We start from the raw sequence: 13,659 nt of genomic DNA on the forward strand, positions 1-13,659 counted from the left end.
GGCATGGCACGGTCTCCCTTTACTCTAGCGGCGGCGGTCACGGCCGCACTGTCCGGGGCGGAGGTCGTCGGGGCGCGAACTCTGACAGCCGACGGCGACGGTCGGTTCGACTCAGCGGTCGTGACACTCGCCGACGGGCGCGAACTCGCGATCCGTGTCGGCGATGACGATGAGACGGCGCGCGAACTCGCCTCAGAGTCGCTCGCGCTGCGCGCGCTGACCGCAGGTGCACGCGCCATGCTCCCCTTCCGAGCACCCGAGTACGTCGGCGAGACGCGTCTCGCCGACGGTCGCGCACTCGTGACCGAACTGCTGCCCGGATTCCAGATCGAAGCGTCCCATGTGCCGGCAGGTCGCGGAGCGGCAGAGTCGATGGGGGCATCGATCGCTGCAGTGCACGCGCTGCCTGCATCCGTGGTGCGCAGTGCCGGACTCACCGCCCGCAGTGCGGAGGAAGCCAGGGAAGAAGTCCGCCAACTCGTCGATCGCGCCGCGGCGACCGGGCGCGTCCCCGCACGCCTGACTGTGCGCTGGCGCGAGGCCGTGGAGGACGACGATCTCTGGCGCTTCGAATCCGCAGTGACGCTGGGCGGCGTGCAGGCGACGTCGTTCCTGTTCGAAGACGACCCCGACGCCGGCCCGTCCGTGATCGGCCTCGTGCACTGGCACGGCCTCGCACTCGGGGATCCCGCAGTGGATCTCGCCTGGCTCTCGTCCGCAACGGATGCTGCCGGTGACGTGCACGCCGCATACGCGCAGGCGTCTGACCGGACGCCGGATGGCGCGCTGGCGATGCGGGCGCGGCTGCTGGCCGAACTCGAGTTCGCACGCTGGCTGGTGCACGGCGATGCGCTGCACCGCACGGACATCATGGACGATGCCGCCGCGCTGCTCACGGCCCTGGCCGAAGGGCTCCGCGAGAACGACCTGTCCGTCATCGCGCAGCGCAGCGAGGGCGTCGACTCCGCCATGGACGCGCTGGGACGAGTGCCCGAGACAGCTTCGACGCGAGTGAACATCGCCATGGAGACCGACGCGTACAACCCTCGGGACCTGCTGCCAGGCGAGGACGATGCGGTCGCAGACGAACCCGGGGGCGGTCGCGCCCCTGGGGGTGACGCCGTAGGCGGCGACGTGTACGTCGGCGATTCCACCGAGGATCTCAGTGACCTCGCGGATTCTGACCTGCTGCCTCGGGACGAGTCAGCCCAGAGTGATGACTCGATATTCCCCGTCGCCCAGCCTGTCGACGCGTCCCCGGCCGGGAGCGACGACGCCGACCCCGCGGATGAGGCTCAGCGCGCCGCGCGCGCCGCGCTCCAGCGCTGGACCAACTCCTCCTCCGAATAGACCCGGTCGCCACGGATGACGAGATCGTCAGCGACGTAGTACAGCGCGACGTCGATCTCGTCGAGCGGCACTGCGAAGCGGCGGTGATAGGCGAGGCGATACAGCGCGAGCTGCAGCATCCGCTCTTCGCGTTCCGAGGCGTTGCGCGGTGCCTTGCCGGTCTTCCAGTCGACGATCTCGATACGTCCGCCGCGATCCTCGCGGCGGTACACGGCATCCAGCTTGCAGATGACGATGTGGCCCTCGCCCGCACTGCCGGTCGCGCCCGCCGCGGTGCCCCCGCCCAGCGCGAAGTCGATCTCGATCTCGACGGCGATGGGCTGGCGCGTCGCCCATTCGCTCCCCTCGAAGATCTCGCGCAGGCGCTCGAGGTCGGCCTCATCGGCTGCTGACACACTCCACTGGTCGGGCTGCTCCTCATCGGAGTCCCACAGTGCGCTCTCGGGGCCGGCACCGGCCCCGACGAGCCCGGACCGATGCTCCACCCAGGCGTGGAAGAGCGTGCCGAGGCGGGTCTGCCGGTACGGCCGCTCTGGCATGGGCCTGCTGAGTGCACGCACCGTGCCGTCGAAGTCGGTCACGTAGTCCTTGAACTTCGATGCGGGCACGCGCGCAGGCGGTTCCGCACGTATGCCGCGCTGACGTTCGGCACGCTCGGCGAGCAGTCGTCCCAGCTGCGCAGTGGGAACCGGCTCTCCCTCGACAGCACGCACGCGCGCGGCAGCGGACTCGACCACCGCACGCCGGCCCCCCAGAGGGTCGAGCGGCCACACACTGGTCTTCCCCTCCCCGGCGTAGGGATTCTCGTCGTCGTCGACCGCTGCGATCGCTTCGAGCCCCAGCGCGTCGATGGCCTCGCGCAGGTACGGGCTCGCTTCACGAGGACTCTTCTGCCCCGCCCAATGCGCTCCGGTCAGGAGCAGATCGGTGCGCGCACGGGTGATCGCCACGTAGGCGAGCCGGCGCTCCTCCTGCTGCTGATAGTCACGGTAGGCGTCCTTGAAGACCGTGAGGGCGCCAGGTGCGGCCTTGCTCCTGCTCGTCAGAGAGGCCACGCCCGCCTTGAGCCACTTCTGCGGATCGAGGGCGGCATCCGCCGGCGGCTCCCACAGGAAATGCGGCAGTGCTGCGCTGTCGCCACGCAGCGCGAACGGCAGCACACCGAATCCGAACCACCCGGACGTGTCGGTCGGACGAGAGGGAAGTTCCCCCTCCACGAGCCGCACCACGGCGACGGCATCCCACTCGAGCCCCTTGGATCCGTGGATCGTGAGCAGTTGGACGACGCCGGGCTCGGGCGGCTCCGGCCTGGGCATCAGCTCATCCGTGCTCTCAGCCTTGTCGAGCCACGCCAGCAGCGACCCGATCGTGCCGCGATCATCGGCGGTGAGAAACGCACGCACCTCGTCCGCGAAGGCGCGCAGTTGCGTCGCCGCCACGCGTGCGGGTCCTCGGGTCTCGTTGGAGGCGAGTTCGATGTCGAGTCGGAGTTCGATCTCGATCAGGCGGATGAGCTCGGGAATGGGCTGACCGGACGCTCGCCGCAGGCGTTCGAGCATCTCCCCCGCCGCACGTATCCGCGCCCGGCCCTCTTCGGTGATGCGTTCGATGAGTCGATAGTCGTCGCGGAGCCCGCGCACCACATCGACGGCATCCACGATCGACACGGCTTCGTCGGCGCCCCGTGAGGAGCGGATGCGCGCGCGCAGCTCGTCGGGCAGCGGCAGCAGTCCGCTGTCACGTCTGGACAGTTCCGAGGCGAGGTCGTACAGCGCACCCATGTCGGCGAGGCCGACGCCGAACCTCGGCCCTACGAGCAGTCGGATGAGCGCGGAGCCCGCGTTCGGATCGTGGAGGACACGCAGCGTGGACACCACATCGACCACCTCCGGCGTGGTCAGTAGACCGCCGAGGCCGAGGATGCGGTGCGGGATGCCCCGCGCCGCGAGCGCCTCGGCGAAGGTCTGCATGTGACGCTTGGATCGGAACAGGACAGCCCCCGTGTGGGGTGACGCCCCCGCGCGCGCCGATGTCGCGTATACCGCTCGCCGCTCGGCGAACCACTCCGCCACCTCAGCCGCCTCGTCATGCACAGTGAGCGGGTACCGGATGCCGACCGCGCCGGTCCCCGCGCCGGGGCGCGGCTCGAGCGGCGGGACGTCGAGTCCGGGGCGTCGAAGCGGCTCGAGCACCCGATTGGCCACGTCGAGAATGGTGCTGTCGTTGCGCCAGCTCGTCATGAGGCTGAAGTCCGCAGGCGCCGTATCGCGGGCGAAAGTGCGCGCGAACGCGTAGAGGTTGTCGGCGCTCGCACCGCGCCAGCCGTAGATCGACTGATGCGGGTCGCCGACCGCCATGACGGCCGAGTCCCGGAACACTTCGGCGAGGAACTGCGTCTGGATCACCGAGGTGTCCTGATATTCGTCCAGCAGCACCACCCGATGCTGCTCGCGCAGGTCGGCGCGCACATCGGGTGATGCTTCCACGATGTCGTAGGCGCCGCTCACCTGATCTGCGAAGTCGAGCACACCCCTGCGTTGTTTCTCGGCGATGTACGACCGCACGAGCGCGGTGAGCGTGGGCAGCGCGAGCAGATTGTCGGCGACCTTCGCGATGTCGGCGTTGCTGCGATACGGCGCGAAAGCGACCGCATGCTCGCGCGCGATCCGCTCCGCCCTCTCCAGATCGGCTCGGTGGTCGAGCGCGTCGCCGGCGAGCCGCTGCACCGCGTCGACGACTGTGCCGACGGCGTACTCGATGCCCTCCAGCTCCGGCAGGTCGGCCCGCAGCACGACCTCGCGCGCCAGCATCCAGGACCCGGCCTGGCTCAGCATGGCGACGTCTGGGTCACGGCCGATCCGCGGCGCATGCTCGCGCACGATCGAGTCGGCGAACGCGTTGTACGTCGAGACGCGGGGGCGGATCATCAGATCCTCCGCCGTCCGCGGCGAGGTCGGATCCCATCCGGTGTCGAAGTGCTCGGCGAGCTCGCCCAGAACCTGCGAGCGCACCAGCGAACGCTGTGCGCCAGGAGATGCCTCGTCGACGCGTCTCAGCATCCCGGCGGCGATGATCTCCGGGACATGCGGGAGCAGGCCGCGCTGACCGTATTCGTCGATCACCGCGAGCCGCGCGGCGATGCGTTCGGCCAGTTCGCCTGCGGCCTTGCGGGTGAAGGTCAGCCCGAGGATCTCGTCGCGACGCACATGCCCGTTCGCGACGAGCCAGACGACGCGGCCCGACATGGTCTCGGTCTTCCCACTGCCCGCACCGGCGACGACGAGCGCAGGCGTGGGTGGTGCCTCGATGACGCGCTGCTGCGCCGTCGTGGGTGGCGGCTGTCCGAGTGCCGCTGCCACCTCGAGCGCCGAGAGGCCTCGGCCCCGTTCATTCCACGACGTCATGCACTGACCGCCGGCACTGTGTGGATGCGGCACGGGTGCACACGCCACTGCACGTCGGCGCAGTGCGCCTCGACGTGAGCGGTGAAGCTGTCTCCCGACATCCCCCTGGCCGCCGATGCGAGCCGGTTCAGGAATCGGGTGCGCGCATCACCCATCAACGTGTGCTGATGGGCCACACGGTAATCGCTGCCGGCCAGCGTGTTGGCGACGAGCAGCAGCCGGGCACCCGCGAGCGCGCCGGCATCAGCACCGTCGATCAGACCATGGTCGACCGCGACCTGATAGGCCGCGAGCTGCGCGTGCTCCTCGACCTTGGCATCCGTGGTCGGCTCGTTCTTGCCGGTCTTCAGATCCACGACGACGACTCGTTCTCCGTTCATTCCTTCAGCCATGTCGGTCCAGCCGCGACCCCGCGCGGCAGCATGCTCTCCCGCGCCGGTCGGGTACGCCTCGACCCGATCGATGAAACCGTGCACGACCGCCCTGTTCGGGCCGTCGGCATCCTCGCCCACGTGCACGGCCGGCGCCGCGACGAGGTCATCGTCCACGCCCGGCCCCTCGACGGCTGCCACGTCCACGGCGAAACGGAACTCCACCTCGCTCGCGAGCACGCGTCCGCGATCGCCCTCCACCTCACCGAGGTAGGAGTGCAGGCGTTCGACGTACAGATCGGCGCGGCGGCGCTCCTTGCGCCCGATCCACTCCGTCTCGAAGTCGAGCTCCGGCCAGTGCTCGGCGAGGACAGCCCGCAGCTTCTCGAGATCCCCGTCGGGCACCGTCTCCATCGCCTCATGGATGATCGTGCCCATCCCGGCCGACGGCGGCAGCACCGTATCGCCGCCGAGCGCCGAGATCGCCCAGTTCAGTTCGCATTCCTCGAACGATTCCATCTTCGAGGGTGAGACGCGCGCGGCCTCGATCGACAGATCGTGCAGTGGGGCGGACGTCGACACCGGGGCGATGCCGTACCACTCCCGCGGGTCGGCGCCGGGCACGCCTTCACGCGCCAGCACCGAAAGCTGACCCGCTGCATCCGCGCGCGTGTCGGCGTCAGCGGAACTCGTCAGCGTGCGCCGATGACGCGCGACGAGGCCGCGCAGGGTGAGCGGATGCTCGGCTGCCGGATGGGCGGAGGCGGGAGGCGGCTCAGGCAGGAACCCGAAGAACGCGCTGGGTCCTGTGGCATCATCATCCACCGCTGTGACGACGATGCGTGAGCGCGCCCGCGACAGCGCCCGAACGAAGAGGCGCAATTCGTCATGCAGGGCATCACGGCGCCGATCCAGTACGCCGGGCGCCGTCTCGGGCTCACCGGAGCGAGCGGCGGTGACGGCATCGGCCAGGCGCCACGTCTCGAGTAGACCTCCGCGCAGCCGGACGTTCGGCCACACGCCGTCCTGCACTCCTGCAACGATGACGGCGTCGAACTGCGTGCCCAGCGCGGTGGCCGGTGTCAGCAGCGTCACGAGCCCCGGCCGGTCGGGTGTGGAGAGCGTGTCCTCCGGCACTTCGCTGTCGAGGATGTCTCGCACGAACACTTCAGGACGCTCGTTCGGAGTGCGCTCGACGAAGCGTTTGGCCGCGTCGAAAAGCGCGACGAGCGCGTCGAGCGCCCTGGCGGTCTCTCCCCCACCTGGCTGCTCCGACGCGGCTCGCCAGTACTGCTGCAGCTTGGAACCGTCAAGAGCCCGAGCGCCATCCCAGATACGCCAGAGCAGCTCGTGGATCGTCTCCCCCGCATCGGCCGCGGCGGCCGTCTCGGCCAGCGTCGTGGCGAAGCGGGAGGCGACTCTGGCCTCCGGCGCGTCGACGAATGTGAAGTGCGCTGGAAAGGCCATGGCCTGGCGCAGCAGCTCGGAAGCCGGCGTCGATCCCCCGTCGGCGAGCTCGACGTGGCGCAGCCGTGCGCGCAGGCGACGGAGGCCGACGGCATCCATCCCTCCGAACGGCGAACGCAGCGCGTCGATGAGCATCTCGGGTTCGCGAGCCTCGACCGGGGTGAGCGCCAACCGCACGATGCCGACGATGTCGCGCACGACGCCCTCGCTGCCGAGTGGCCGCTGCACACCGGCTGCCCGCGTCGGCACTTCGCGTGCCGCGAGTTCGGTCTCGAGCGACGTCACCTGCCTGGTGTCGTGCGCGATCACTGCCATGTCGCTCCATGCGATCCCATGCGTGAGATGCCAATCGCGGAGCGTGCCGGCGATGCGGTCGGCCTCTTCGTACGGCGATGGGGCGAGGAACGCCTGCACAGGGACGTCGACAGAGGACGGCTCGTCGGGGGTCTGCGGTGCGGGGCCCGGTGCGCGACGGTGCTCGACTCGTCCGGCGACGCCGATCGCCTGAGTGACGGTGCGGGTCAGATCGGTGAGCGCCGGCCTCTGACGATGCGGCGTCTCCAGTACGAAAAGGCGCTCGAGCACCCCGGAGAGCTCGTGGAACAGCTGCGGGCTCGCCCCGCGGAACGCCCCGGAGGAGATGTCGGGATCGCCGAACGCGAGGACCGCGATGCCCCGTGCGCGCAACGCGCGCACCATGGTGATGCCGCCTCTGGTGATCTCCTGCGCGTCATCGATCAGCACGACTCGCAGCGGCGCGAGCGGGCCGAGGATCGCAGCATCGGCATCGCGGAGGATCGCCGCCGCCTCACTGAGCAGATCCGCCGCGTCGCGGTACGCGGTGCGCATGCCGGCGAGCACGGCGCGGTACTCGTCGACGAACGCGCCGACCGCACCCCAGACCGGCCGCTGCGAAGCCTGCAACTCGTGCGGCTGCACTCCCAGTTCGGTGCACTCCGCGAGGAAGGCGCGCAGCTCGGAGCGGAACCCTTTCGAGGCGCGCACGTTCGCGCTCAGAGACTCGGGCCATCGCGACGGGTGCCCCGCGGTCTCATCGTCGAGGTCGCCGGCGAGCAGATCGGCGATGATGCGGTCCTGGTCGGCGCCCGTCAGGAGTGCCGGCGGCTCTTCACCCGCGTTGACCATCGCACCGCGGACGAGCTGGAAGGCGAATGATCCGAGGGATCGGGCCAGCGGGCCAGGAGTCGCCTGACCGATGCGCACGCCGATGCGGTCGCGCAGCACGGTCGCCGCCTGGCGGTTCGGGGTCAGCACCAGCACCTCTTCGGGCGCGAGCGCGTGATGGCCGAGAAGCGCGGCGACCCGGTCGATCAGGGTCTGCGTCTTGCCTGTTCCTGGAGCGCCGATGATGACTCCGGATGCATCGACAGCCGCGCCCACGACGGCTCGCTGCCCGGCATCCTCTGTCATGGCATCCACGCTAGCCCGAGCTCCGGACACTGCCGAACCGCGTCGCGGAGCAACCGCACCCCCGCTTGTGCGCCCAGGGCGAAACCGGACGCCACGCCCGATCCGGCTCGACACCACCGGGGTAGAGTTGGGCGCAGTCCCCGAATCTTCAAGGAGCACGAGTGGAAATCCGCATCGGCATCATCAACACCGGCCGCGAACTGAACTTCGAGACGTCCACCAGCCCGGACGATGTCCGCGCCCAGGTGACCGCGGCCCTCGAGCAGAACGCCGCGCAGGTGAGCTTCACCGATGTGAAGGGCAACTCCTACATCGTGCCGACCGCGAACCTCGCCTTCATCGAACTCGGCACCGAAGAATCGCGTCGCGTCGGCTTCGTCGCCTGACCCGCGATGTACATCCTTCTCGCACTCATCTCCGCGTGCGCTCTGGGCATCGCCGTGCACTTCGTGCTGCCGCACCGCTCGCTGCGGGGCGTCGTCGTCGTGCCTGCGATCGCGGCCGCCGTCGCGGCCGTCGTGTACACGCTCATGCAGTGGTCGGGCATCGGCGAGGACAACGGCTGGGTGTGGCTGGCGAGCATCGGTGGCGCCGTCATTGTCTCGGCCCTCGTCGGATATGTGCTCACCGTCATGCGCCATCGTGCGGATGCCGAGCAGAAGGTCGCGCTCGGGATCTGAGCCGCCTCGTGAGCGACGCAGGAGTTACGCGGCGAGGCCCATCGCATCCATGCGGCGCGCGTGCGCACCCATGAGTTCGGTGTAGACCGGCTCGACCCTGTCCTCGTCCTCGGCCAGGCGCTCCGGCCGCAGCGCCTGACGTGCCACGAGCACGGTGTCGCCGACGAGCCTGCGCGCCCACATCGACAGCAGTGAGCGCCACTCCTGGTCGGACTCGATGGTGCGCTTGAGGATCTCGACGATCTCGCCGGTGTCATCGTCCTCGCGCAGGATGTCGGCGATCCGGCGCCCTGTGTCGCCGTAGCTGGAAGCGAGCGCGAGATAGAAGTCGTCCAGCATCCCGGCCGTGATGTACACCGCGAGCAGTGTCTCGCGCGGCCTGGCGCCGATCGTCTTGCGGCGGAAGGCATCGAGGTGCTCGCGGAACGGCAGCATCAGCTCGGTCGCGTCCTCGCCCTGCTCGCGGATCACATCGACGATGCCACGGTGCTTGCTGAGCGCGGCGCCGGCCGCACGCGTGATCGCGGCCTTCTCCTCGAGTTCGGGCGTCGCCCTGATCAGCCGCGTGAGCGTCTCGAAGTATCCGAGCTGCAGATACGCGGCCTGGCCGAGGAACCGGTTCAGCTCCGGCGCGAGTTCCGCGAAGTCGACTCGCATCGCCCCGCCGACGTCTCCACGAGCGCGGAGCGTCAGAGTACGCCTGGGGGCATCACGTTGCCAGAACCACTTCACCACGGGTTCAGACTACCGGCGCCGCGACGGGGAGAACGGGTCTTCCGGCCGATTCGCTCTGCTCGGGTACTCTGGAAGCAACCCTGCCGTAGGAGCAGGGGCCCGCGCCTGTGGCACAAGAGACGGCGTGGATCCGTAACGTGGCGCTCTCTTCCTTCCCGAAGGCCCGCCGGACAGGCAATAGAACAAGTGACAACATTCGCTGATCTCGGTATCGATCAGGACATCGTCGACGCAATCGCTGCCAAGGGCATCATCGACGCGTTCCCCATCCAGGAGCAGACCATCCCCCTCGGGCTCCCAGGCCAGGACATCATCGGCCAGGCGAAGACGGGTACCGGAAAGACCTTCGGTTTCGGCGTCCCCGTCGTGCAGCGCCTCGGCAAGAACCCGGAGCCCGGCGTCAAGGCGCTTATCGTCGTCCCGACCCGTGAGCTCGCAGTGCAGGTGTACGAAGACATCGACCTGCTCACCAGCAACCGCTCCACCAGTGTCGTCGCCATCTACGGCGGCAAGGCCTACGAGGGCCAGATCGACCAGTTGAAGGCCGGCGCGCAGATCGTCGTCGGCACGCCTGGTCGCCTCATCGACCTCGCCGGCCAGCGTCTGCTCGATCTGTCGAACGCGACTGAGGTCGTGCTCGACGAGGCGGACAAGATGCTCGATCTCGGCTTCCTCGCCGACATCGAGAAGATCTTCCAGAAGGTGCCTGCCGTCCGGCACACCCAGCTGTTCTCCGCGACCATGCCAGGCCCGATCGTGGCACTCGCACGTCGCTTCATGAACAACCCGATCCACATCCGCGCGAACGACCCGGACGAGGGGCTCACGCAGGCGAACATCGAACACCTGGTGTACCGCGCGCACTCCCTCGACAAGGACGAGATCATCGCCCGGATCCTGCAGTCCGAGGGTCGCGGCAAGACCGTGGTCTTCACCCGCACGAAGCGCGCGGCCCAGCGGCTCAACGACGAACTCGGCGACCGCGGGTTCAACGTCGGCACCGTGCACGGCGACATGGGTCAGGAGCAGCGCGAGCGCTCGATGGCCGCGTTCAAGGCCGGCAAGCGCGATGTGCTGATCGCCACGGACGTCGCCGCCCGAGGCATCGATGTCAACGACGTCACGCACGTCATCAACCACACGATCCCCGACGACGAGAAGACCTATCTGCACCGCGTCGGCCGCACGGGCCGTGCGGGCAAGACCGGCATCGCCGTCACGTTCGTCGACTGGGAGGACCTGCACAAGTGGGCCCTCATCAACCGCGCCCTCGACTTCGGTAAGCCCGAACCCGTCGAGACGTATTCGTCGAGCCCGCACCTGTACGCGGAGCTGAACATCCCCGAGGGAACCAAGGGCCGACTGACGACGGCGCCCAAGACGCAGTCCGTCAAGACGCAGCGCACCCCGCGCCCTGAGCGCGCGGCTGACGCTGCTGCCGAGCAGGGTTCGGGCGACGGCACCACACGCCGTCGCCGTCGCCGTCGTGGCGGCTCTGACGACAAGGTCGGTTCGACGTTCGCCGAAGGCGTTGCACCGAGCGAGTCGGCGACGTCGGATGCTGCACCCGCCGTCGATCGTGACGCCGAAGGTGCCGGCACGCACGACGGCAAGGGCGGCGAGCACCACGACGGCAAGTCCGCTCCGCAGCGTCGCCGCCGTCGCCGCCGTTCGGGTGGCGCTGCGCCGGCCGGCGCGTAAGTTCTTACTCCAGTGGGGCGGATGCTGCGGCATCCGCCCCACTGTCGCATGCAGACGGTCCCTCAGGCGTACCGCGGCTCGGAGCCTGTCGCACGCTCGATGATGCGCGTGACCATCACGTCTGACGTGGTGTTCTCACCGGGCAGGTTGGGCTTGCCGGCACCGTGGTAGTCGCTGGATCCCGTCACGATCAGGTCGCGCTTCACCGCCAGTTCGCGCAGGATCTTCTTGCCCTGCTCGGTGTTCTCGCGGTGATCGATCTCGAACCCGCCGAGGCCTGCATCGATGAGTCGCTCGATGAACGGGATCGGCATCATCCGGTCGCGGCCCGAGGTGACCGGGTGCGCGATCACGGCCACTCCCCCTGCGCCGGTGATGAGGTTCACGGCGGTGAGCGGATCGGGGGCGTAGTGCGGTTCGTAGTAGCCCTCGCGCGGATGCAGGATGCCGTCGAAGGCCGCGCTGCGATCGCTGACGATGCCTCGTGCGACGAGAGCATCGGCGATGTGCGGGCGTCCGACCGTGGCATCCCCTGCCGTCTGCGCGAGCACATCCGCCCATACGAGGTCGTAGTCGCGACCGATGTTGCGCACGATCCGCTCGGCCCGGCCGATGCGGTCCCCTCGGATGCGATCGGTCTCTGCGCGCAGCGCACCGTCGTCGGGGTCGAACAGGTATCCCAGAACGTGCACGCTGCGCCACTCGTACTTCGCGGACAGCTCCATTCCGGGGAGGAATGTCATGCCGAGGGATGCCGCGGCCTCTGCAGCCTCGTCCCACCCCGTGCTGCGGTCATGGTCGGTCAGGGCGAGTGTGCGGATGCCGTAGGCGTGCGCCTGCCGCACGACTTCAGCCGGAGCCTGAGTGCCGTCGGAGTGATTGGAATGCAGATGCAGGTCATTCGGCCCCGAGAACCTGTTCGCACCGGCGCCCGGCACCGCGTCATCCGTCATCCTCTGAGCGTATCGCGGCGCCATACGGCAGGGCGGTGCCGCGGCACCGTGCTGCCGCGCCCGGCCGCGACGCGCAGGTCATCGGACCAGACGATTCACAGTGTGCGGCCGTAGGCTCGAGGGGATGTTTCGACTCCTGGGGATCCTGCTGACGGTACTGTTCGCGATCGCGACCGCGATCGTCGTCTGGCCGCAGTTCTTCCAGCTCGAGCAGACCTTCCCGTTCGCACAGCTCGTCGCCGTGCGCGGCGCGGTGCTGGTCGGCCTGCTCGCGATCGCCGTGCTGTCGCTGCTGCTGCTGTTCGCCAGGCCGCTGCGCGGATTCGCGGCGTCCATCCTCATCGTCGCCCTGCTCGGGTCTGCGGCGATCGGCGGGATCGGCGCTCTGCGAGGTTTCGGCACGGGTGAGCTTCCCGCGAAGGCCGAGGCGAGTGTCCGCGTGCTCACCTGGAACACGGCGGGAGAGGCTGTTTCGGCCGAGACGGTCGCCGACGCGATCCTGACGCAGGAGGTCGACGTCGTCACTCTCCCTGAGACCGCGGAATCCGTCGGCGAACGCATCGCGGTCATGCTGCGCGAGCAGGGGCGCCCGATGTGGGTGCACCACGTGCAGTTCGGCGATGTGCCGAACGGACCGCAGGCGTGGGAGACCACCATCCTCATCTCGCCCGAACTGGGCGATTACTCGGTGATCGGATCATCGGAGGACGGCACCAGCAACACGAGCTCAGTGCCGAGTGCCGTCGTGATGCCGGTCAACGGCAGCGGACCTACGATCGTGGCTGTGCACGCGGTCGCGCCGCGCGTCGAGGCGATGGAGCGCTGGCAGTCCGATCTGGAGTGGATCGCGGATCAGTGCCCCGCGGGCGATTTCATCCTCGCCGGTGATTTCAACGCGACGATCGATCACATGGCCTCGCTCGGGCTTGACGGCGGCGACATGGGCTACTGCCGGGATGCCGCGAGCCGCACCGGCACCGGAGTCACCGGAACCTGGCCGGAGTCGTTCCCCGAGCTGCTCGGCGCCCCGATCGACCACGTGATGGCCAGCCAGAACTGGGAGCCGACCGGGTCCCTCGTGCTGGACGCGGCCGGCAGCGACCACCGCGCACTGGTCGTACAGCTCGATCCCGCCGGCTGAGTCCGCCCTCACGCGAGCCTACGACGCCGCATCCACCGCGTGAGCGCCACGACGGCGCGCCATCCGATCAGGAACAACGCCAGTGTCAGCGTCGCGACGATCATGAAAGCGATCGCGGTCCCCTGCCCGCTCAGTGCACGCAGCACCAGCCCCACGACCACCGTGACGGCCCAGATCACGACGCCAGGCAGCATCCGATCCGCCGGGGTACGGCGGATGAGCATGACGGCGTGCGCGGCGAGCACGGCGACCAGGAACGGCCATGTCGTGCCCAGCAGCCCCGGAATGTCGCTGAAGACTCCTTCGGCGTGCGAGAGCCGACCGATCACGCAGAACACCGCCACGAGGATCACGTCGATGACGATGATGAGGGCGATGGGCATGCGAGACGCAGTCATGTTCCCCAGCCTAAGTCGGAGTGAGAGA

10 protein-coding genes are annotated in these 13,659 nt (G+C 69.0%); 5 read left to right on the plus strand and 5 right to left on the minus strand.

The window, feature by feature from the left end:
* The first annotated feature begins 3 nt into the window (after window positions 1-3).
* Entirely contained in the window at window positions 4-1,350 is a 1,347-nt protein-coding gene (locus IEV67_RS07325) for a phosphotransferase (RefSeq protein WP_188435935.1), read from the plus strand.
* Here the strand turns inward: IEV67_RS07325 and IEV67_RS07330 are convergent.
* Window positions 1,296-4,754, minus strand: coding sequence for an ATP-dependent helicase (locus IEV67_RS07330; protein ID WP_188435936.1), 3,459 nt, complete (start codon window positions 4,752-4,754; stop codon window positions 1,296-1,298). The genes IEV67_RS07325 and IEV67_RS07330 overlap by 55 nt on opposite strands.
* Complete coding sequence (locus IEV67_RS07335) at window positions 4,751-8,023, minus strand: ATP-dependent helicase (RefSeq protein ID WP_188435937.1); 3,273 nt, start codon at window positions 8,021-8,023, stop codon at window positions 4,751-4,753. The genes IEV67_RS07330 and IEV67_RS07335 overlap by 4 nt, the downstream gene beginning before the upstream one ends.
* A gap of 161 nt (window positions 8,024-8,184) precedes the next feature.
* Here IEV67_RS07335 and IEV67_RS07340 point away from each other — a divergent pair, with 161 nt between their 5' ends.
* Together IEV67_RS07340 and IEV67_RS07345 are read left to right on the plus strand one after the other, a co-directional pair.
* A complete protein-coding gene (locus IEV67_RS07340; RefSeq protein ID WP_033104783.1) occupies window positions 8,185-8,409 on the plus strand; it encodes a DUF3107 domain-containing protein in 225 nt (74 codons plus the stop codon).
* A 6-nt stretch (window positions 8,410-8,415) separates the two neighbouring features.
* On the plus strand, window positions 8,416-8,703 hold the full coding sequence (locus tag IEV67_RS07345) for a hypothetical protein (RefSeq protein WP_188435938.1): 288 nt from the start codon (window positions 8,416-8,418) through the stop codon (window positions 8,701-8,703).
* Between the two features lie 24 nt (window positions 8,704-8,727).
* Here IEV67_RS07345 and IEV67_RS07350 read toward each other — a convergent pair whose 3' ends face one another.
* The gene (locus IEV67_RS07350) at window positions 8,728-9,438 is read right to left on the minus strand and encodes a ferritin-like fold-containing protein (protein ID WP_188435939.1); all 711 of its coding nucleotides are present in this window, start codon (window positions 9,436-9,438) and stop codon (window positions 8,728-8,730) included.
* A 186-nt stretch (window positions 9,439-9,624) separates the two neighbouring features.
* Between IEV67_RS07350 and IEV67_RS07355 the strand changes: the two genes are divergently transcribed.
* Window positions 9,625-11,139, plus strand: coding sequence for a DEAD/DEAH box helicase (locus IEV67_RS07355; RefSeq protein WP_188435940.1), 1,515 nt, complete (start codon window positions 9,625-9,627; stop codon window positions 11,137-11,139).
* A gap of 62 nt (window positions 11,140-11,201) precedes the next feature.
* Here IEV67_RS07355 and IEV67_RS07360 read toward each other — a convergent pair whose 3' ends face one another.
* On the minus strand, window positions 11,202-12,092 hold the full coding sequence (locus IEV67_RS07360) for a PHP domain-containing protein (protein WP_188435941.1): 891 nt from the start codon (window positions 12,090-12,092) through the stop codon (window positions 11,202-11,204).
* A 124-nt stretch (window positions 12,093-12,216) separates the two neighbouring features.
* Between IEV67_RS07360 and IEV67_RS07365 the strand changes: the two genes are divergently transcribed.
* Window positions 12,217-13,233, plus strand: coding sequence for an endonuclease/exonuclease/phosphatase family protein (locus IEV67_RS07365; protein WP_188435942.1), 1,017 nt, complete (start codon window positions 12,217-12,219; stop codon window positions 13,231-13,233).
* 8 nt (window positions 13,234-13,241) lie between these two features.
* On the opposite strand, the gene IEV67_RS07370 is transcribed toward IEV67_RS07365, so the two are convergent.
* The gene (locus IEV67_RS07370; RefSeq protein ID WP_229702878.1) at window positions 13,242-13,631 is read right to left on the minus strand and encodes a DUF3054 domain-containing protein; all 390 of its coding nucleotides are present in this window, start codon (window positions 13,629-13,631) and stop codon (window positions 13,242-13,244) included.
* Window positions 13,632-13,659: the final 28 nt, after the last annotated feature.

The organism is Microbacterium murale (genome assembly GCF_014635185.1).
GTDB classification, from domain to species: Bacteria; Actinomycetota; Actinomycetes; order Actinomycetales; family Microbacteriaceae; genus Microbacterium; species Microbacterium murale.